The sequence below is a fragment of the Ottowia sp. VDI28 genome, assembly GCF_049532675.1.
In the GTDB taxonomy this organism is placed as follows: Bacteria; Pseudomonadota; Gammaproteobacteria; order Burkholderiales; family Burkholderiaceae_C; genus Ottowia.
In genome coordinates this window covers 4,471,002-4,489,265 of sequence record NZ_CP149820.1, presented here as the reverse complement: position 1 = coordinate 4,489,265, position 18,264 = coordinate 4,471,002, and the positions used below count along the sequence as shown (strand labels likewise).

Sequence of the window (18,264 nt, the reverse complement as noted above, 5' to 3'; positions counted from 1 at the left end):
GCAGCTTTCAATTTCGATCCCCTTGATTCCGAGCTTCCACGGGGCTGGGGTCTTCCGGATCGTCCGTCAACACGCGCACGAGGGTGTCGTGGCTTAAACGATGGGAAAGCGATTCGCCCAGCCAAGACGCGGCACGGGCCAGTTGGGTGCGCGAGTGCTCGTTGGCGCAGACGAATTGAGCGACGATGGCGCCTTGGTCCCTGAATACTTCAAGCACCACACCCGGCAGGTTCTCGGCCGTCAATTCCATGCGCACGGCCTCGCCGCCGCGAGGGCTTTCTTCGACCATCAAGCTGCGGGCCATCCGCGCCAAGTTGTCTTCCAGGCCGGATATCTCCGGCGCCTGCACGGCAACTTCGGGTTCTTGCGATACCGAGGAAGCGCTGCCAAACAGGTCGAACGGGTTCAGTGCGGCATGGCGCCCGTCCGGCTGATCATCTTGCGGCGCGGGTTCACGTCGCGACTGGAGGGGAGAGAGTTCGTCCGTCTTGAGCAGTTCCCGCAGTTTGGAGGTGTCCTTCTGCAACTGCTGGTCCTGCCGGCCTGCGCCAGGCCGGGCGGAGTCGCCATTCCCGGGCCGCGCTTCAAAACTGCCGGAGGGCGGCGCCTCGAAGCCCGATGGCCCGGGGGTGCCGAAATCAAGGTTGACGGGGCGATCGTTGGTCATTTCTGTGGCTCGCCCGGATCATGTGCGTTCCAGTCTTCCCGGTCGTGTTGCACACTGGCTGCTTCTTCCATTTCCAGGTCTTCCCGCCGCTCGGCTTCGCGCGCAAGAGCGATGTCGAAGTCTCGCGACAGATCGACGAACTTGGTTTTCTGCCGGTGAGCTTCCTGGTGCGAGGACCGTGCCTCCGCCAGAGCCTGATCTGCCTCCTGCGCGCCCGCGAACGCGGTGGCCACCGCATCCCGCTGAAGAGCTTCACGCTGCCGCAAGCTGGCCACCGTGTGCTGCACGGCCTCGATGTCATGCAGTCGCACGACGCGTTCGCAGAGTTCGCCGTACAGGCGATGCTCGGTCTCCATGCCCTCGCGCAGCATCTGCGCCAGCCGGGTCTGCTCGGCTTCATGTTTCTCGTGGGCCTGCTGCGTCAGGCCGTATTGGCGGTGCACGCGCAATTCAGCCTGGTTTTCCCGGAAGTCCTTGATGCGCAGCAGATCGTGGAGCACGTTCATGAAAGGCCTTTCATGCCAGCCCCTTCGGTACCGGGCCCAGCAGCGCGGCCAACTGCTCCAGCGTGTCGGTCAGGGAAGACTGCTCCATGGTCCGCTGCTTCAGGAAAGAACGAATGGCTTCGATCTTGTCGATGGCTTCGTCGGTGCGCGCATCACCGCCACGCTTGTATTCGCCGATCTTCACCAGCAGCTCGACTTCCTCATACTTGGCCAGCAGCTCGCGCAAGCGGCCCGCCAGCCACTTGTGTCCTGGCGTGACGACGGCGTTCATCACGCGCGAAGCCGAGGCCAGCACATCGATGGCGGGATAGTGATTGGCAGCGGACAGCCGGCGCGAAAGCACGATGTGGCCGTCGAGGATCGAGCGTGTTTCGTCCGCGATCGGTTCGGTCATGTCGTCGCCTTCCACCAGCACGGTGTAGAGCGCGGTGATTGAACCCTTGTCGTTCATGCCCGAACGTTCCATGAGCTTGGGCAGGGTGGCAAAGACGCTTGGCGGATAGCCGCGCCGTGTCGGCGGTTCGCCGGCGGCCAGGCCGATCTCGCGCTGGGCGCGGGCGAAGCGCGTGACCGAATCCATCAGGAACAGGACCTTCTTGCCCTGATCACGGAAAAATTCGGCGATCGCGGTGGCCACATAGGCGGCTTTCGAGCGTTCCATGGACGACTTGTCGCTGGTGGCGCAGACGATGACGGCACGGCGACGTCCTTCAGGGCCCAGCTCGTGCTCCAGGAATTCGCGTACTTCGCGTCCGCGCTCGCCGATCAAGGCCACCACCGTGACATCCACCGCCGCGCCCTTCACCAGCATGCCCATCAATGTGGATTTGCCGCCGCCGGCCGCGGCGAAGATGCCCATGCGCTGGCCTTCGCCGCAGGTGAGGACCGAGTCGAGTGCACGCACTCCGAGCTCCAGCGGCTGGTTGATGATCCGGCGCGTGAGCGGGTCAGGCGCTTCGGCGAACACGGGGTAGTACTTGGTGGCTTCCAGAGGCCCGTGTTCGGCGGCATCGAGCGGCCGGCCCAGGCCGTCCAGCACGCGCCCGAGCAGGCCGAAGCCTACCGGCACCATGTGTGCCCGGCCGGTGGGGATGACTTCGGTGGCCGAGGAAATGCCGTACATGTCACCGATCGGTGTCAGCAGCGCCGCATCGCGCGCAAAGCCCACCACCTCGGCCTTCATCTCGAAATCCTCGCCTGGATTGCGCAGCAGACAGACTTCGCCCACTTTCACCGTCGGCACTACAGCCCTGATGATGGTGCCCACCACCTGCGTGACCCGGCCCTTGATGCGCAGCATGGGGGTGTCTTGCAGCGCCAGGTCCATCATCTCGGTGATGTAGTCGAACTGCCGGTGCGTGCGTGCGGCAGGCGCGAGGGCAATGGCGTCTGGCGCAGGCGCTGGGGTCGTCATATGCGGCTGCCCAGCACTTTCTGGAACGCTCCTTGCAAGGCGGCGATCTGGCCTTCGATGCTGGCCTCGACCATGCCGATTTCGCTCTCCAGGATGCAGGCTTCCGGCGTGAGGCGCCCATCGGGCACGATGTCCAGGTAGCCCACGCCAGGGTAAGCCGCCAGCAGCTCATTGACGTGCGAGCGTACCGGCTCGACCTGCTGGGGGTGCACGCGCAGCGTCATCTGCTTTTGGTTGCGCACCACCGAGAGCGCGCTCTTCACGGCGATCACCACGCGCTGCTCGTCATCGAAATCGCCCATGATCTTGCGCACCGAGGCCATGACCAGGGCCACCATGTCGGATTCGACCTTGGCGAAATAGTCGACCGTGCGGCTCACGGTATCGATCATTTTTTCAGCCTGCTCCATGCGGGCCTCGGCCAGCCCTTCGGCGTAGCCGCGCTGGCGTTCCTGTTCGAAGGCGTCCTTGGCGCCGGCCACGATGGCATCGGCTTGCGCCCGTGCCGCTGCCAGCATGGCCTCGGCGTCTGCCCAGACGCTTACCTCGGCTGCCCTCAGCACACGTGTGCCGGAGGTCACACGCGCTTGCAGCGTGCGGCCAGGCTTCAGTGGGTCCCGGGGAAGCTGAAAAACCATGCGGGTTCCATCTGTTTCAAGCGTTGCAGGCTGAGGGCGCGCGCTTGTGGCGCCGCAAGCCCCGAGGCTGTTCGTGGTTCTGTATCCTCGCTGGCGGGCGGCAGCTTCCAGTCGGCACGCTGGCGCAGCGGGGCGGGCGCGTCGTGCCAAGCCTGAGCCAGGAGGCCTGAGCCCAGTTGATCGGATGCCTCGGCCCAGCCGGCTTGCAGCCAGCGATGGGCATCGGCCATGCCAGGATGCAACTGCATGGCACCATCGAGCACCCACGCCATGGCGTCTTCGCCCAGCCCCGCGCGCGCCGAAAGCACTTCTTCTCGTTCGATGAGGCGGCGCAGGGCTTTTCCCAGCAGCATCATGCCTAGATCCCGCGCCAGGCGCTGCAGCAAAGCGGGCGCTGCCAGCGCGAGCGGCAGCGCCGGTTCAGCCAGATTCAGTACGGGCGCTGCTTCGGTGCCCAGGCGATCAAGCAGGCGCGCCGACCAGCGGCGGTGCAGGGCCTCCAGCACGCTCGGCGCGGCTTCGGCAAGCCCGGCGGGCGGCGCGAGCTGAGCCATCCGCGCAGGATGCAGGGTGCGGCTGGGCAGCAGATTGAATTCAAGCAGGCGCGGCACCAGCGGGCCGCCGAGACCGGGCCAACTGGATAGGGCGAGCGGGAGGGGGCGCTCATGCGGCGAGCGCTTTCGCGAGCGTCAAGCCATCGCTTCCTTGGCTGGTGATTCGCGCCGGGCCGCTAACGCATACCGCCAGAACAGCGCACCCACCGCCGCTAGCGCCAGCGCCAGCAGCGCCACCAGACTCCAGACGAGTGCGGACAAGCCTGCGGCCGATCCCGCGCCGACGTCAAAACCCATCCAGTGCACATTGGCCGGTGCGGCCGAAGTTTCACCAGCCGGAGCGCGCGCCGCCACGAAGACAATCGAGACCCGTTCGGCGGAGAGTCCTGGAATGCTGTTGGTGACCAGGCGCCGGATCTGCGGTTGGAGCAGTTCGAGGTCATAGCCGTCCTGGTGCTTGATGAACACGGCCGCCGTGGATTGCACGCCAGGTTCACCGGCCGTGCCACGCTCTGGCAGCACCACGTGCACGCGCGCATACAGCACGCCATCGATCTTGGACAAGGTGCCAGAGATCTCCTGCGACAGCGCATAGATATAGCGCGCCCGCTCTTCCAGCGGTGAGGAAATAAGGCCTTCTTTCTTGAAGATCTGCCCCATGCCCGCATGGCGTTCGCGCGGAAGGCCGTTCTCGCGCAGCACTTCCAGCGCGCGGCTGACCTGCTGCCCATCTACCTGAACAGCGACCATGCCCTCCTTGCCAGCGATCTTGCGGGCAGGGATATCTGCCTTGAGCAACGCGCCCAGCACCTCGTTGGCTTCGTCTTCCGGAATGGCGCCCATCAGGTCCACGCGGCCGCCGCACGCGGCGATCAGCAGGCAAAGGCTCATCAGGGCCGCATGCAGCGCGCGGCGCATCCGTGGCATCGAGAAAGGCAAAGCAATACTCTTGAACATCATGCGAGGCTCAGGCTTATTGCACTCGCACCAGTTGGTCGAAGTTCTGCGCCGATTTGCTGATCGCCTTGCCCAGCAGGTCGTACTCCACGGCCATTTGCGTGACTTGCAGCTGCATGGCCATGATCTCGCGCATCTCCAGCGCCTGATCAGCCTGGAGCCTGCTTCCCGTCGCGCTCCAGACGTTCTTGAAATTATCGGAGGCGCCCTGCAGGGTGGCGAGCATCCGGTCGCCGCGCGAGAGCGCGGTGCCGGCCTGCGCGGCTTCCTGGTTCGGAGCCGCTGCTTGCAGCGGCGAGGACTGCGTGATCTCGGGTGTCTTCATGATGGCCGCGAAGCGTGCGGCCGCCGCTTCATCAGGCGCCGCGGCCGGCAAGGCTCGCGAGATCTCGGCCGTTGGCTCGATCGCGGTGGGGGCCAGTTGAGTGACAAGCGCGTTGGCGGTGGTTTCCATGGTGTTGCGCGATTCCTATGCCTATACGGATCTATACGGATGCTTCTTGAGAAGCGTTCTTAGGGCAGGGTTTCGCCAAGCAGCTTGCGGGCCAGCAGGATGCCGTCGGTGGGCTCATCGGTACCGCCTGATCTGCCGGATACTTCACGCAATACGCGCTGGCTTTGGCTTACCCGCCCATCCAGCTGCAAAGCCAGACCGTGCATGGCTTGCACCATGTCTTCGTCCGCGCCTTGGGGGATGCGTGCTGCAGCCAGTCGGGCGGCTGCATCGCCAGGGCGGCGGGCATTCATCAGCGCGGTGGCCAGGCCCACATGGGCGAAAGCCTGATCCGGCCGCAAAAGCAGAAGCGCGCCGAAGATGGCTTCGGCGCGCGCAACATCACCCCTGGCAGATGCCAGGAACCCGATTTCGGTCAGGAGCCGGATATCGTCGCTGTCAGGCAGCGGTGAATGGGAGGTCATCAATGACAGGCTGGTATGTTCACGCGGCGGCTTGTGGCGCGTTCGTACCCAGGCGTGCCAGCAGCGCTTGAACACGTGCTTGCAGTGGGTGTGGTGGGCTGCTTTCCGCCAGGATGTCGCGAAGCTCACTCAATGTAGTTTGGGCGGTTGCCCTATCTCCCTGCGCTATCTGGCACTCCGCGATGTACAAAAGCGGTTCGGGGTGGTCGGGAAAGAGCATCAGCATGAGTGAATACAGATTCTTGGCGTCTTCATGCCGGCCCAGTTCGCGCATGCACTGCGCGAGACCCGCCAGATAGTGCCGGCGAGTCGGCCCATATTGGGAAAGAAAGGCGAAGATGGGCAAGGCCTTGTCCCACTGCCTTTGTTGTGCGTGGGCGTAGGCCATTCCGTAGATCACTTCCAGCTGTTCGGGCGTGAAGCGCCGCGAGGCGGGCAGTGTCTCGAAGCCCTTGCGAAAATCGGCGGAAAAAGCATGCGCGTCGAAGGCGTCCTCAACCATTTCATTCGTCGTTGCGGTGGTCATGGGTGCGTGATTTTTCGAAGAGATTTCAAACAAGGGGCGGACGGGATCAAACCGGGCTCTTGTTCAGATTGGTGACGATCTGCACGGAGCTTTCGACGAAGCTGTTGATCATCGAGCTGACCGCTTCCACGGCTTTCTGCAACTGCTGGATGATCTTCCTGAGATCATCCAGGCTGATCTCCATGGCCCTCTGGAACTCGACCATCAGGGCTTCAAGCAGTTTTTTGTCGGCTACCTTTCCGGTGGCATTCGCCTCATAGACCGCACGGGCGATCATGTTGCCGCCTTGAGCCATCTGAGTGGAGCCCTGGAGCATTTGCGTGCCCGCGCCAGTGAACACCTGGCCGATCTTGCTGACGGACTCTGCTGGCGGGAGCTTCCAGGCAACGACGGCCATGATGATCCCCACCGTAACGGTGGCGGCGAGGCCTACGCCCATCGTGACGCCCATGGTGGTTTTTTCCGAGGCGCCGGCGAGTTGGCAGATGCCCTTCGACATTTCGCCCAACAGCTGTGGGTCAATCAGAATCGGCAAGCCGCCCGAAGCGATGCCGATGGCACCGGCCACGACCAGGCCGATCTGTGCCGCCTTTTCCTTGTCGACGCCCGCCGCGCACAGGATCCACTCCATGGGCTTGCCGAAGATGACGGACATCGAGAATCCGCGTTCGCTGCCGCCTAAATCCTTCACACCCTGATCGATCACGGCCAGCGTGGCGCTCGCCAGCCCGATGGCGGCCACCGCCAGCAAGGGCGAGGCGGCACCCGCGGTCGCCACAGTGGCCACCACGGCCGCCCCCGCGGCCAGGAAAGCGGCGATCTTGCCGATCCATCCGAAGATCTTGGCCCTGCGCTCGGCTTTGGCGGCTTTCTCGCAGTCAGCGCTCCATTCCTTGATCTTCGCCTGCTGGCTTTCGTTGGCCTTTTTCGAGTCGATGCGGGATTTTTCCACTCTGCCGAGCGCGTTCGCTTCCTGTCCTTTCAAGGACTGATTGCGCAAGCTTTCAAGCGCGGCGATCAGGTCTTCCGGCGAGAAGTTCATGGTAGGGCGAGCCAAGGCTGGCGCGCCGTTTGTATCCTTCAACGGGCCGGTATTCCGAGCCGGGTCAAGAAGGCCGGGGACTGGCGCGTCAGTGGACGTGACAGTGGGCATAAGAGGCGTAGGCTGCGGCGTGCCTGCCTTTTCCAGGTCCTCGACGCCATCACCGAAGGCCATCGAGGTGTTGCCCAGCGTGGTAGGCCGCAGCGATCCGTTGTCGACCATTGCATTCATGGCAATCACTCCGGCTTAGATGTTGCGATTGACGGAGCGGGAGGCTTCAACATCAGACTGCAAGATGGCCCCCAGCTTGTCGCACAGGTCACGCAGCAGGCCCTGCGTTTGGTTCAGTTCGTCGTTGGATTGCTGGTAGCCCATTTCATGCGCCTTGGCAGTCGCTTCTTCATCGGCTTTCTTGGCGTCGTGTTCGGCGGCGAAGCTTTCCGCAAAGCCGTTTGTCGCGCTTCCGGCGCCATGGAGCATCTTGGAGGCCGCTTCACCCTTGGTGGCGGAATGGCTGTCCTTGTGAAGCTGGTTGGCGAGGTCCTTGTGCCAGTTGTCGAGTTCCTTGGCTTCAAGCTCCCTTTGTTCAAGGGGCTTTTCCTGCGCTGCTGGCGTATCGGCTTGGGCCGTCTGGGAATCAAGAGGCTTGGTCTTCAGGGTGCTGGTGTCAGCAGAGAGCGCGGGGGCATCGGACGTGGCCGGCTGAACCATCGGCTTCACCTCCGTCAGTTCAATGCCTTGTTCCGATGCCTTGCCCGCCATGGGCGATGTCGGGGCTGGCGCAATAGGCTGGCCGCCCGGCGCGTCAAAATGGGGTTTGGTTTCCAGGGAGTTCTTGAGTGTTTGCGATGAGGCGGTGGCGCTGATGGCTGCCCCTCCGAAAGAGACGGCCCCGCCGATCGCGGTCATGCCACCCGCCACAATGCCGCCCCACATGCGCGCCGGGATGGATTTGCGGATTTCCTCTGCACCCGCGTATTTGGATTTCAGCTCGGACTGCCTTTCCTGGTTTCGTATTTGGCGCGCGCCGGCATGCTGCTCCCGAAGCGAGTTGGTGATCAAGGCCAGAACAGCATAGGCGTCAGCCCCGGCTTGAGCGGCACTCAATTCGGTCAGCGTTTGGGCAGTGGACAGGACGATGGAGCGGTTGGCCGCCGCGGGCGTGGGCAGATCAACACCCTCGTGCCCGCTTCCGTGGCCTTTGCCGATCATGTCGAGGTCGGGGTCTTCGTCCGAGAACAGGGCATTGCCCGGCGCAGACGTGTCTGAAGGGCCGGAGACCTTCGCGCCGTGTGAGGCCGGAGCAACGAACTTCGTGAGAGTGCCGGAGACGCCTTGGCTAGACATGATGGATCCTGTAGGAAGATGAAAGGGGGATTCAACGGCAGCGATTCATGGCCGGGGCTGCGAGCCTGCCGCAGCTTGGCTGTTCAGTGTTGCCCGCAACGCTTCTGCGCGCACCTTGATGGCCGAATGAGGTTCGGCACCTTCCGCCAGCTCGATGGCCATGTTCAGGCTGTCGCGGGCGAGGTCGGTCTGGCCCAGGGCCAGAAGGCATTCCGCGCCATGGACCACGGGGCGGGGGTCATCCATCAGCAACATGGCGGCCGTGGCGTAGTGCTGCAGCGCGTCTTCATAGCGCCCCAGCATCTGCGCGGCGCCCGCCAAGGCCATCAGATAGCGCTCATTGAGATGCTCATACACCACCAGCAGCGCAAAGATCTTGAAGGCTTCCGCATACTTGGCTTGCGTGTAGAGGCCGTACCCAAACTGGTAGAGCGCTTCCCGCTGCGCCTGGGGCACGTTCACCGCATCGGCCACGGCGCCGCCGGCGGCCAGCCATTCCTGCATGTCGCCAATCTGCGCCATGGCTTCGGCGCCGCTCAAATCATTGACGGGGGAAAACTGCATCATTTTGGATCTCCTTACTAAAGATCCATGCCTTAACGCATGTTGCTGATAATGGCCATGATGCTGTCGATGATTTTCTTCATCACCGTGCTGGCCATCTCGAACTGCGCGTTCCGCTTGCTGATGAGTGATTGCAGTTGGAGCTGATCCATTTGGCTGGTGTTGTTGTTTTCGTCCACCAAACCTTGGGTTTTGCTGATCAGGTTTTCGATATCGGAGAGCTTGAAATCCTTGAAGTCGATGGCCTTGCCATCGCGCTCAATGGCAATGTCTATTCCTGCGGCCTTGCAAGCCTCGGTGAGTTCGGTTTGGTAATCCTTCGCATTGCCGCCTTTTTTACCGTCAATGGTGTCTTGGCCTTTGGCATCATTGGCAAAGGCGTTCTTGATCTTGTTGAGTACTTGATTGACAGCGTTGTATTTGGCAGCCTTGTCGTTCCGATCCTTCATTTTCTGCATGAGATCGGCGATCTGCCCGTCAAACAAGGCAATACGATCCAGCGTGACGGAGAGAATGGCGGTTTCCAGGTCGAAATTGGAAGGCGCGGCGCTTTGGGCGCCGCCAATAGTGACGGGGGAGAGAGCGACGGCTGACATGGTGGGCTCCTGGCTGGGGTGTTCGGGGGGAGATCGTCAGATCATTTGCCGCGGGGGACGGGGAGTGGTGCGCGCGCTCGGTTTGGCAGATGGCTGGGAAGCTCTGCTCACCATCTGTTCACGCACTTCCTGCTCAATGGCCTGCATGTCCGCCTCGAAGGCGGCCTTTGCCTCGGCACGCATTTCGGGGGTGGTAATGGACTCGAAGTAGGCCGCGGCTTTGTCGGGGTCAAGCCCGTGCTTTTGAAAGAATTCCCTGCTTTCCTGCAAGACTTGCTCGGCTTGTTCAATGATCTCCTTGTTCCGGAGGAGCAGGCTGGAGGACGGCATGAGCTGGATTCCTTGAGGTGGCTTGGTGGCTGGGCGGTGTTTTTTTGCATCGCCTATGTGGGGTGAGTAACAGCGCCGGGCGGGCGGTTCCATTCCGGTGGATTTTTTTGTTGCCGGGCCGCCCCAAAACAAAAGGCGCCCCCTCGGGGGCAGCGGACCACGCGAAGCGGGGAAGCGTGGGGGCGTTATTTCGCTGGACCGCTCGCGGTTCCGGGATGGCCCCGAGGTTCCGCTCAGCGCATGTTGCTGGTGATGGCCAAAACGCTATCGATGATTTTCTTGACCACGGTGCTGGCCATTTCGAACTGCGCATTCCGCTTGCTGATCAGCGATTGAAGTTGGAGCTGATCCATCTGGCTGGTATTGTTGTTTTCATCCACCAGGCCTTGCACCCTGCTGATAGCGTTTTCAATATCGGCCTTGGTGGTCGCGTCGGTCATGGCGCCATCAGGGTTGTGCTGCGCTTTAAGTGTTTTCAATTGCGCTGTGGCGGCGTCTTTTATCTTGATCTTCGCGTTGTGTTCGTTGACGAGTGCGTTCTTTTCGGAAACGAGAAAGGCCTTTTCGCGTTTATTGGGCTCGTTTTCTATTTGTTTTTCTTTTTCGGCAATTCTTTTCTTGTAATCAGCAATATCCTTGATGGCTTGGTTTTCAATCGCCTCTTGCTCGGAGATTTTGCTTTTGTTGTCGATTTTCTTTGAAACATCGGGCGTCAAGCCGGCTTCCTGGCAGGCTTTCTCAAAATCTTTCTTATATTGCTCGACCATGGTCTTGTCGACCTTGTCGCCGGCCTTCGCATCATTTTTGAAGGCGTTCTTGATTTTGTTGAGCTCCTGCAGTACCGCGTTGTAATTGGCAGCCTTGGTATTCCTTTCCTTCATTTTTTGCATCAGATCGGCAATTTGCCCGTCGAACAGGCTGATTCGCTCCAGTGTGGTTGCCAGGACGGCAGCTTCAAGATCGAAGTTCGAAGGGGCGGCGCTCTGGGGGCTGCCGATGGTGATCGGGGAAAGTACGCTGCTCACAAATTGCTCCTGGTTTCAGGCGAGGCCGCCAAAGCGGGTGCTGTGTACACGAGGTAAGTAACCGGGCGGTTGAAAGCGTTCCACTTCACTCTTCTTTCTTGTTTCGCCGTGGATGGAACGTTTTCCTTGCGGGTGTGACTCATCTCTTGCCGGCGCGGGCCGGCATTTCCTTCGTCCTTTTGGGGCCTGAGATGAATCCGATCGATACCGCCGGCAGTTTTTCCACGCCTTTCGAGAGGTCCCGCGGGCGCACGGCTGACCACAGCGCAGGCATGCGCGGCCAGATGGGGGCTGAGCAACTCGAGGTGGAGGCCGACGCCTCGATGCTCGCCGAGGCCGCCGAGGAAATCAGCCTCCATCACGCCGAATCGGCCGAGTCCAAGCACGTCGCGGAGCGCAAGAAGGAGTTGGCACGGCCTCGTTCCCTGATGAGCTCCGAGGCGATCGAAAGCTACCTGGAGGATACCGGCGAGGACGAAGAAGGCTCAGCCAAGCTGCTGAGCTTTGTGCAGCGGGTACTGAGCGGGGAGGAAAGGCCTTTTCGTTATGCGCAGCAGGCATTCCTTCGGCCTGCCTCGCAGTACCTTGCGCTGCAATATGCTTTGCAGCAGGGTGAGCGGGAAGGCGCATCCGAGCAGACCCTCGAGGGCCTGCTCGACGCGATCGATCAGCTTGAAGTGGAGCATGGCCCACGCATACGGGCCGACATCAACACCATCGGCGCCGCGGCCGAGGAGGGCAGCGGCCCGGCGGGCGTGGCGCAATTTCAGCTCACTTACGTGGATCTGGTGCTGGGCCACGCCACGTTGGCTGGCGCACTGAATCTCGTGCTTGATCAGTTTGGCGACACCGGCCTGGTGGCCGGGCTCGAGCGCCTGCAACGGGCGCTTGGGCAGGATCTGGCGGCTGCGCGCCCCAGCACCAGCGTCGAGCATCTACAGAACCTGATGCAGGATCTGTATTACCTGGGGGTGGCCAACACGGTCCTGGAGCGCTGCAAGGAGCTGCAGGCGCAGATGCAGGCACGGCACGGCATCGGCGCGGACGACGCACCGGTGGCACTGATGAAGGATCTGGTTGGCCTCAGCAGCGAAACATGGGTCTCGTCCGATCGTTTCATCAGGCTGGCCGAGGCTGCGGGGGCGGCAGAGGTGGAGCCGCAGATCAACTTCCTGACGGGCATCAAGGGCTTGCTGCGCGATATGCCGCCGAGGATCTTTGTCGATAAAGACCAGCGCCAGAACGTGCTCACGGCGGCGCAGGATGCGCTCGACGTGGCGATTGACCGAGAGGAAGGTTGAAGGCATGGCTACCCTTGAACATGCCTTGGCGGATTTTGGCCGGGATATCGGTGTTGAAACACTGGCGCCGGGCTCTTCCGGGGCGGTGCAACTGCGTTTTGACCATGGTGCCGTCCTGGGGCTTTTCCGCCAGGGCGAAGACGTGGTGCTGCACTGGGCCGAACCCGCGCCCTACGACGCTCCTCATCTTCTGTGGCGGGCTTTCAAGCGCGCTGGCGACCCGCCACCGGGAGAGCCTGCCCTGCAGGTGGGCTTGCACAGCGCTGGAGGCACGGACAGCCTCGTGCTGGCGGTCCGTTTGCCCGAGCGGGACTGCTCCGCCCGCGAGCTGCACCGGTTGACCCGTTGGCTGCGGGAATACGTAGCGGCGCTGCGCAGTTGATTCAAGGGGAAGTCGGGGGCGCCTGGCGCCCGATGGAACTGACGGCGCCCGCCGGTTACTCAAGAAGCAAGGGTGATCGTTGAAGGGCGATCGTTGAAGGGCGATTGTTGCTCCCCAGTTCGCGCGGCTTTGCCCGGCATGACGCGCATTTCTCTCCACCAGAGGCATTTATCCATGACACGTTACACCGCATTGCTTGAAGACTACGCCCGCCATGCAGATTTGCCTGTGCAGGAGTTTCTGGCCAACCAGGAGGTCGTGATCTCCGGCATCGCCATCGGCCTGGCGCCCGAGGGGGATCAGGACACTGACGACGTGATTTTCTTTTCCACTTTGGGGCGGCCTTCGGTGCAGGTGGACCAGGTCGCGCTGATGAAGCTGATGCTGGAGGCCAATGGGTTGTGGGTGGGCACTGGCGGCTGCACGCTGGGTCTGCAGGCCGGCACGGGTGCCGTGCTGCTGTGCGCGCGCTTGTCGTTGGCGGTGAGCGATGCAAGGTCGCTTTCCGCGGCGCTGCAGGCATTCAAGAACGTGGCCTTGCTGTGGCGCGAGGTGGTGCAGGGCAAGGTGCGGCCCCAGCTGTCCCAGGTGGCTGTCTGAAGAGAGCGAGGAAGCCATGTCAGGCCTCAAGTTAGACGGAAATTCCGGTACTCACGCGCAAGGCACGTTCGGTGGAGCGCCTTCTTCTTCTCCTTTCGCTTCCACGTCCGATGGGCGGTTGGAATCCGGCACGGTTCGGACGCCGCTTGGCCTGGAAGGGCGGGCGCACACCATCTCGGTCGGGAATGGCCATACGGCAAAGAGTCTTCTGGATGCAGGCAACGCGACGGTCATCGACGGCGAAGAGTTCTTCGATGCCGAGGAGGCGCCCGAGGTGATCCGGGAAGGAATCGAAGCCGTCTCCGGATGGGCGGAAGAGGCCAGACTGGGTACCGGAGAGAAGCGCGCCGAAATCCAGAAAGCGGTCGAGAGGCAGGAAGGGTTTTTCGACCGCCTGATGTCGAGGTTGCTGTTTCCGGGCCTGGAGCAGCTCGATGCTGAAGACAGCGTTGGCGGCGAGCCCGATACTTCGGGGGCTTCCTCTACCTTGGCGGCCCCTGCGAGTCCCGCGCCGCCTCAGGTCCATACCGCCAAGGAGACCGTAGCCACGAAAGCGCTCGACGACATGGGGGAGATCTCCCGCGAGATCGATGCCAGTCTGATGAAGCTCGACAAGCATCTGCGCTACATGGGCTTGCCAGGACTGACGGGGCTGGGGGATCACGGACGCCTGGATACGCAGGAGCTCTCCTACTCCGATCACGGACACCGCTTGTGGCATCAGTTGAAGGGGGCCTTGCGGGCGACGGGAGATTCTGCGGGCCAGGTAGCGGTCGCCGCATCTTTTCCTCTTCTGGCGGAATTCGCGGCTTCCATGCTGGGGGGCGGTGCGGTGACTGGCTTGGCAATGAGCGTCCTGGGCGGAGGCAGCGCACTCTACTCGGTGATCCAGACCGTTCTCAACTTTCCTCAACTGGCAAAAGACGAAACGGCCAAGGGCCTGATCAACGATGTGCTGGAGAAGGTTCATGTGCAGCTCGGGCATCTCGATCGGATGAAAGAGCAGGAAAAGCTGCGCCAGATGGTTGGCGAGAGAACCATGGTGGTTTCCCTGGAACGCAACCAGACCGTGAATGCGCTCAATAGCGAATTGGCCCAGGTGGAGCGGGCACTCTCGGAAAAATCTGCCGCGGCTGCCGGAACTTCAGGCGTTGCCCAGCTGGGTGATGGCACGATGCGCGGGCAGGTGATGGACTTGGCTTCGGGCGTTGCATCGGCGTTTCGGTCGTTCTTCGCGCCCGTGGCGAGCGCATGCTCGAAACTCCTGGATTTCCTGGTCGGCCTGTCCAATATCTTCGAGCGCGCCCGCGAGCAAAAAGCGGAGGCACAGCGCGAGGAGTCATTCGCGGCTGCCTACAAGCATGCACTGGGCACGCTGTCGAAGGCCAGAGCCGGTTCCAGTGCCAGCGGCGACGACGTGTTCGCCGTCATGGTGAAGGCGGGCTATTCCCAGTCCGAATGCGAAGCCAGGCTGGCTTCTGTCCGGAGCAGGGTGCACATGGGTGAAAACCTGGCGCAGAGCATTCTTGAAAGCAAGGGCAAGGCTTTCGGTGTGGTTCAGATCTCGCCTGAATATGCCATTCCCGCGAGCCTGATGCTGGCGCGCGCACTGGCCTGGCATGTCGCAGTTGAAGCGGAGAGATCCGCCGATGGATTGAGTTTCTCCACGGCCTTGAACCCGGACGGTTCGATGAGCGTGGCCGATCCTGATGGACAGCTCTACAACTTCCTGATGAGCGTGCCTTCAGCCTATACCGGAACCATGGCCGGTCTGACGGGGAGTGAGGCTCGCGGCCGCATGACCATTGATGACCATGGCGCGGGTTTCCCGAACGGCGCACGCAGCATGCAGTTCGAGCATGCGTTGAACGGGGAGGGCGTTTCCGAACTGCGCGTGATGTTCGTGCAGGAACAGCCCAAGCCGATGTTCACCCCGCTGGTCCACGCAAGCCAGGCCATGCGTTCGCTCTATGTGGCGGAAAAATGGGCTCAGTTGAAGCCTGGCTCTTCGGCGCAGGAGGGCGCGAACAAGGCGGATTATGCGAAGTGGCCGCAGGCAGCGCTTGAAGATCGCAAGGCTGAACTGATCGGCAAGCTCAGCCATGAAATGACCTTGCTGCAGATTGATCAGGAGCGGTTCAAGGCCGCTCAGGACTGGCAGCTTGTCAAGGGCTTCACGGGGGCGCTTTCCACGGCGTGAGGCTGCATGCCGATCTTCCCGTGTGACCGGATTCCAGACCACATGAGCAAAGAATATTACTCGGAACTACTGACAGCCTACCAGCAGCACATGCGCCCCGGGGCGCACGGCGCCGTCTTGGCAGAAACGGAGGAGCTTGTGATCAACGGCCGCACGGTGAGCCTCTCGTTCATGCCTCATGAGCTCATACCAGAAGAGGGCGTGGTCATTTGCCGGACCGACGTGGCAAGGTTCACACGGTGGCCTGCCGACGATCTCTGCCGGCTGCTGCTGCAGGCCAACAATCTATGGGCGGGCTCGAAGGGTTCCACCTTGGGCCTGCGCGGCAGCGACACCCTCATGATGAGCGCGGCCAGGCGGATGGGCTCATTGAGTGTCGCCACATTCGGGGCGATGCTGGACACGCTGTGCATGGATGCCGATGACTGGGCTGCCAGACTGACCGCTCAGCCGAAGAACGAGCCATCGCCACCGGATTTCCAGCACATGCTCCATATGCGGGCCTGATATAGGCGCGCCTGATCTCTCCGTTGGCTACTCCCATGTCTCAAGAACGCTATGAAATCGCCCTGGCCGAACTGGCTCAGGACATTGGCCTGGATGCCGCCGCTTTGACCCAATACCAGGAACTCATCATCGATGGCGTGGCCATTGCGCTGTCCTATGAGCCGGACAGCATGGGCGGTTCCATGCAAGGCGCATGCTATGTCGGTACCGAGCCCCTGCCTGTCAATGCCGCCCCCGAGTTGCTGAAACTGCTGTTGCAGGTCAATACCTTGGGGCCTGCCACGTCTGGCGCCACACTGGGTCTGCAGAGGTCGGGCCGGCTGGTCCTGTCCCGCCGCGAGCCGCTGGATGCGCCCCCGAACCGCCTTGCCATCGCGTGGGGTGAACTGGCCGACGCCTCCGCACGATGGGCCGAGGCACTTGAGCGGGGGCAGGGCGCCAGAATCCATGAACTGCTTGCTTCCGAAGCGCATGCGCATGTGAGCTGAAGCAATTTCCATATCTATTCATGGAACCTATGACGCCTCCTTTGTTACCTACAGGAAGAGCGCGCGGATGGGCCGTGGCTGAAACATCGCCGCCGGCGCGCAGTGGGGTGGCTTGACGAAAGGACAGGCAGGCATGGTGGATCTCAATCCATCTCAGATTCCGGGTATTCGATCGCGAGGTTTGGCTCAGCCAGGGCTGTCCACATCCCCGTCGATGGCTGAGCCACTTCTAAGTCCAGGCTCCGGTGGGCTGCTGGGTCGAATGATTGGTTTGGGTGGAGGCGAAGGGCGGCAGGCCCTGCATGCATTGGCAGACGAGGTGAGGGCTATGCTCGAGGAGCGGTATGCTTCCGCCCGGTCTGCTCCTGCGGGTGCTGCCGAAACTGTCCTTCAGCCGGTAACCGTCGGGAGTGGCGAGCAGCGTGAAGAGAGCTTGGGCTGGGCCGCGCGTGCCAAGGCGGCCTTCAAGGCGTTCTTTGCGCCGGTTGCCAATGGGTTGGCCGCGCTTGGCCGATTCGTGGTGGAATGGCCCAGCCGTCTGTGGGCAGGCATCACCGCCCCGCAAGAGAAAATGGGCGGCCCGGTACTTGACAGGCATTTTGCGGCCTATCTCCACAAAACACCGGGCCCCAGGGAGCTGCAGGACGATCGGCTCCCGGCCAGTACCACGGGCGATGCTCGGTACATTTGCCGTGGCATGGGCAAGGACTTGGCCCGGATGGATTACTTCATCGGAGGGGCGAAGATGGAGCCGCACGCCCCGCCAGGCGGGACGGCTCAAGAGCATGCTCTGCAAAGCGCGGCGACGGCGCTGTTGAACGAATGCCAGGGTGATACTGCCCTGTGCATGACTGTGAGCCACTTTGCTTTCCAGAACGTCGTGGGATTCCACACGCACGCGGTCAAGGAGGGGTGGCTGCTTCCCGAAGGGGCTTCTTCAGGGGTTGCCTTGATCGAGCAGCCCAAAGACAAATCCGTGTCGATTGCGCGTCTGCCCGATGGCCGTATTCACTTGCTTTTCGAGTTGGAGAACCAAGCGCTGAGTTGGCTGCTGGATGGAGAGGGCGCCGTGGTTCAACTCGATTCAGCCGCGAGCGCGGCGACCACACGCTTCTCGTTTGTCGTTCACCCCGACCTGAGCATTGAACCCTATCCATTGAATCCCGGTTCGAAAGACAAGTCGGCGGTCGCCTACAGCTTCCGAGTGAAGCCTTTGCTCATTCAGGGCTGAATGCAAATAAGGAGCTGAGATCCCCATGGCAGACAACCATCTCGGCCCACACCTTGCTTTCGATCGCGGCATCGATCGCGTGACCTATGCCCGCAGGGGCGAAACGCACCATCTTCCGCTTCGCCAGGAAGGGCCGCCTTCCGAGCTGGGCGGCCGGCCGCAGCTGGAAATGCTGCTTGCCCAGCCCACGCTCGATGAATTTCTGGAGGACGCGATCCGCCCCAAGCTCGAGAACCGGGATCTGTTGGTTCCCAGCCGGTTCCAGTCAGTGCTCGATAGCCTGTATGCCGCGCTTTCCGAACAGATAGACGAAAACCAGAAGAGTCCGCAATCCATGCCGCCAGAGAGAAAACGAGTCCTTCAACGAGTCGTGAGATTGCTCAGGAGGGAACGCGATTTGCGCGGCCTGGTGCAGATGTACCGCAGCGTGCTCTATCAAGGTTGAGAACTGCCAACACACATTCCCCCGAT

23 protein-coding genes are annotated in these 18,264 nt (G+C 62.0%); 8 read left to right on the top strand and 15 right to left on the bottom strand.

What is annotated here, in order from left to right:
- Positions 1-7: 7 nt before the first annotated feature.
- The 15 genes from WJU18_RS21390 to WJU18_RS21320 all read right to left on the bottom strand — a co-directional run bounded on the left by WJU18_RS21390 (position 8) and on the right by WJU18_RS21320 (position 11,084).
- Positions 8-667, bottom strand: a complete 660-nt coding sequence (locus tag WJU18_RS21390) for a hypothetical protein (protein ID WP_423455496.1) — start codon at positions 665-667, stop codon at positions 8-10.
- On the bottom strand, positions 664-1,173 hold the full coding sequence (sctO, locus tag WJU18_RS21385) for a type III secretion system stalk subunit SctO (protein WP_423455494.1): 510 nt from the start codon (positions 1,171-1,173) through the stop codon (positions 664-666). Before sctO ends, WJU18_RS21390 begins: the two co-directional genes overlap by 4 nt.
- A 10-nt stretch (positions 1,174-1,183) precedes the next feature.
- Positions 1,184-2,587, bottom strand: coding sequence for a type III secretion system ATPase SctN (gene sctN / locus WJU18_RS21380; protein WP_423455493.1), 1,404 nt, complete (start codon positions 2,585-2,587; stop codon positions 1,184-1,186).
- Entirely contained in the window at positions 2,584-3,225 is a 642-nt protein-coding gene (locus tag WJU18_RS21375) for an HrpE/YscL family type III secretion apparatus protein (protein ID WP_423455491.1), read from the bottom strand. The genes sctN and WJU18_RS21375 overlap by 4 nt, the downstream gene beginning before the upstream one ends.
- Positions 3,195-3,836 (bottom strand): hypothetical protein, encoded by a 642-nt coding sequence (locus WJU18_RS21370; RefSeq protein ID WP_423455490.1) that lies wholly within the window; start codon positions 3,834-3,836, stop codon positions 3,195-3,197. The genes WJU18_RS21375 and WJU18_RS21370 overlap by 31 nt, the downstream gene beginning before the upstream one ends.
- 78 nt (positions 3,837-3,914) lie before the next feature.
- The gene (sctJ, locus tag WJU18_RS21365; RefSeq protein WP_423455488.1) at positions 3,915-4,739 is read right to left on the bottom strand and encodes a type III secretion system inner membrane ring lipoprotein SctJ; all 825 of its coding nucleotides are present in this window, start codon (positions 4,737-4,739) and stop codon (positions 3,915-3,917) included.
- A 13-nt stretch (positions 4,740-4,752) separates the two neighbouring features.
- The gene (locus WJU18_RS21360; RefSeq protein ID WP_423455486.1) at positions 4,753-5,190 is read right to left on the bottom strand and encodes an EscI/YscI/HrpB family type III secretion system inner rod protein; all 438 of its coding nucleotides are present in this window, start codon (positions 5,188-5,190) and stop codon (positions 4,753-4,755) included.
- 59 nt (positions 5,191-5,249) lie between these two features.
- Positions 5,250-5,654 (bottom strand): hypothetical protein, encoded by a 405-nt coding sequence (locus tag WJU18_RS21355; RefSeq protein WP_423455484.1) that lies wholly within the window; start codon positions 5,652-5,654, stop codon positions 5,250-5,252.
- A gap of 19 nt (positions 5,655-5,673) precedes the next feature.
- Positions 5,674-6,180, bottom strand: coding sequence for a SycD/LcrH family type III secretion system chaperone (locus tag WJU18_RS21350; RefSeq protein WP_423455482.1), 507 nt, complete (start codon positions 6,178-6,180; stop codon positions 5,674-5,676).
- Positions 6,181-6,226: 46 nt separating this feature from the next.
- Entirely contained in the window at positions 6,227-7,453 is a 1,227-nt protein-coding gene (sctE, locus tag WJU18_RS21345) for a type III secretion system translocon subunit SctE (protein ID WP_423455480.1), read from the bottom strand.
- Between the two features lie 15 nt (positions 7,454-7,468).
- Positions 7,469-8,569 (bottom strand): type III secretion system translocon subunit SctB, encoded by a 1,101-nt coding sequence (gene sctB, locus WJU18_RS21340; protein ID WP_423455478.1) that lies wholly within the window; start codon positions 8,567-8,569, stop codon positions 7,469-7,471.
- 45 nt (positions 8,570-8,614) lie between these two features.
- Positions 8,615-9,136, bottom strand: coding sequence for a SycD/LcrH family type III secretion system chaperone (locus tag WJU18_RS21335; RefSeq protein WP_423455477.1), 522 nt, complete (start codon positions 9,134-9,136; stop codon positions 8,615-8,617).
- Positions 9,137-9,165: 29 nt separating this feature from the next.
- Positions 9,166-9,729, bottom strand: coding sequence for a hypothetical protein (locus WJU18_RS21330; protein ID WP_423455475.1), 564 nt, complete (start codon positions 9,727-9,729; stop codon positions 9,166-9,168).
- A gap of 36 nt (positions 9,730-9,765) precedes the next feature.
- On the bottom strand, positions 9,766-10,059 hold the full coding sequence (locus tag WJU18_RS21325; RefSeq protein ID WP_423455473.1) for a hypothetical protein: 294 nt from the start codon (positions 10,057-10,059) through the stop codon (positions 9,766-9,768).
- Positions 10,060-10,292: 233 nt separating this feature from the next.
- Entirely contained in the window at positions 10,293-11,084 is a 792-nt protein-coding gene (locus WJU18_RS21320) for a hypothetical protein (RefSeq protein ID WP_423455471.1), read from the bottom strand.
- Between the two features lie 191 nt (positions 11,085-11,275).
- Here WJU18_RS21320 and sctW point away from each other — a divergent pair, with 191 nt between their 5' ends.
- From sctW to WJU18_RS21280, 8 genes are all read left to right on the top strand, one after another.
- Positions 11,276-12,385 carry a type III secretion system gatekeeper subunit SctW gene (gene sctW, locus WJU18_RS21315; protein ID WP_423455470.1) on the top strand — a complete coding sequence of 370 codons (1,110 nt, stop codon included), beginning with the start codon at positions 11,276-11,278 and terminating at the stop codon, positions 12,383-12,385.
- 4 nt (positions 12,386-12,389) lie between these two features.
- A complete protein-coding gene (locus tag WJU18_RS21310; protein WP_423455468.1) occupies positions 12,390-12,767 on the top strand; it encodes a hypothetical protein in 378 nt (125 codons plus the stop codon).
- Positions 12,768-12,941: 174 nt separating this feature from the next.
- Positions 12,942-13,367, top strand: a complete 426-nt coding sequence (locus WJU18_RS21305) for a type III secretion system chaperone (RefSeq protein WP_423455466.1) — start codon at positions 12,942-12,944, stop codon at positions 13,365-13,367.
- 16 nt (positions 13,368-13,383) lie between these two features.
- On the top strand, positions 13,384-15,567 hold the full coding sequence (locus WJU18_RS21300; RefSeq protein ID WP_423455464.1) for a hypothetical protein: 2,184 nt from the start codon (positions 13,384-13,386) through the stop codon (positions 15,565-15,567).
- Between the two features lie 42 nt (positions 15,568-15,609).
- Entirely contained in the window at positions 15,610-16,074 is a 465-nt protein-coding gene (locus WJU18_RS21295) for a type III secretion system chaperone (protein WP_423455462.1), read from the top strand.
- 35 nt (positions 16,075-16,109) lie between these two features.
- Positions 16,110-16,562 (top strand): type III secretion system chaperone, encoded by a 453-nt coding sequence (locus WJU18_RS21290; RefSeq protein ID WP_423455461.1) that lies wholly within the window; start codon positions 16,110-16,112, stop codon positions 16,560-16,562.
- A gap of 328 nt (positions 16,563-16,890) precedes the next feature.
- A complete protein-coding gene (locus tag WJU18_RS21285; RefSeq protein ID WP_423455459.1) occupies positions 16,891-17,793 on the top strand; it encodes a hypothetical protein in 903 nt (300 codons plus the stop codon).
- A 25-nt stretch (positions 17,794-17,818) separates the two neighbouring features.
- Positions 17,819-18,238: a hypothetical protein gene (locus WJU18_RS21280; protein WP_423455457.1), complete on the top strand. Its 420-nt coding sequence runs from the start codon at positions 17,819-17,821 to the stop codon at positions 18,236-18,238.
- Positions 18,239-18,264: the final 26 nt, after the last annotated feature.

Bases quoted from the DNA above. Each gene is read 5' to 3' on its own strand.
- WJU18_RS21390 (WP_423455496.1), bottom strand. From the start codon at position 667: ATGACCAACGATCGCCCCGTCAACCTTGATTTCGGCACCCCCGGGCCA.
- sctO (WP_423455494.1), bottom strand. From the start codon at position 1,173: ATGAACGTGCTCCACGATCTGCTGCGCATCAAGGACTTCCGGGAAAAC.
- sctN (WP_423455493.1), bottom strand. From the start codon at position 2,587: ATGACGACCCCAGCGCCTGCGCCAGACGCCATTGCCCTCGCGCCTGCC.
- WJU18_RS21375 (WP_423455491.1), bottom strand. From the start codon at position 3,225: ATGGTTTTTCAGCTTCCCCGGGACCCACTGAAGCCTGGCCGCACGCTG.
- sctJ (WP_423455488.1), bottom strand. From the start codon at position 4,739: ATGATGTTCAAGAGTATTGCTTTGCCTTTCTCGATGCCACGGATGCGC.
- WJU18_RS21360 (WP_423455486.1), bottom strand. From the start codon at position 5,190: ATGGAAACCACCGCCAACGCGCTTGTCACTCAACTGGCCCCCACCGCG.
- WJU18_RS21355 (WP_423455484.1), bottom strand. From the start codon at position 5,654: ATGACCTCCCATTCACCGCTGCCTGACAGCGACGATATCCGGCTCCTG.
- WJU18_RS21350 (WP_423455482.1), bottom strand. From the start codon at position 6,180: ATGACCACCGCAACGACGAATGAAATGGTTGAGGACGCCTTCGACGCG.
- sctE (WP_423455480.1), bottom strand. From the start codon at position 7,453: ATGAATGCAATGGTCGACAACGGATCGCTGCGGCCTACCACGCTGGGC.
- sctB (WP_423455478.1), bottom strand. From the start codon at position 8,569: ATGTCTAGCCAAGGCGTCTCCGGCACTCTCACGAAGTTCGTTGCTCCG.
- WJU18_RS21335 (WP_423455477.1), bottom strand. From the start codon at position 9,136: ATGATGCAGTTTTCCCCCGTCAATGATTTGAGCGGCGCCGAAGCCATG.
- WJU18_RS21330 (WP_423455475.1), bottom strand. From the start codon at position 9,729: ATGTCAGCCGTCGCTCTCTCCCCCGTCACTATTGGCGGCGCCCAAAGC.
- WJU18_RS21325 (WP_423455473.1), bottom strand. From the start codon at position 10,059: ATGCCGTCCTCCAGCCTGCTCCTCCGGAACAAGGAGATCATTGAACAA.
- sctW (WP_423455470.1), top strand. From the start codon at position 11,276: ATGAATCCGATCGATACCGCCGGCAGTTTTTCCACGCCTTTCGAGAGG.
- WJU18_RS21310 (WP_423455468.1), top strand. From the start codon at position 12,390: ATGGCTACCCTTGAACATGCCTTGGCGGATTTTGGCCGGGATATCGGT.
- WJU18_RS21305 (WP_423455466.1), top strand. From the start codon at position 12,942: ATGACACGTTACACCGCATTGCTTGAAGACTACGCCCGCCATGCAGAT.
- WJU18_RS21300 (WP_423455464.1), top strand. From the start codon at position 13,384: ATGTCAGGCCTCAAGTTAGACGGAAATTCCGGTACTCACGCGCAAGGC.
- WJU18_RS21295 (WP_423455462.1), top strand. From the start codon at position 15,610: ATGAGCAAAGAATATTACTCGGAACTACTGACAGCCTACCAGCAGCAC.
- WJU18_RS21290 (WP_423455461.1), top strand. From the start codon at position 16,110: ATGTCTCAAGAACGCTATGAAATCGCCCTGGCCGAACTGGCTCAGGAC.
- WJU18_RS21285 (WP_423455459.1), top strand. From the start codon at position 16,891: ATGCTCGAGGAGCGGTATGCTTCCGCCCGGTCTGCTCCTGCGGGTGCT.
- WJU18_RS21280 (WP_423455457.1), top strand. From the start codon at position 17,819: ATGGCAGACAACCATCTCGGCCCACACCTTGCTTTCGATCGCGGCATC.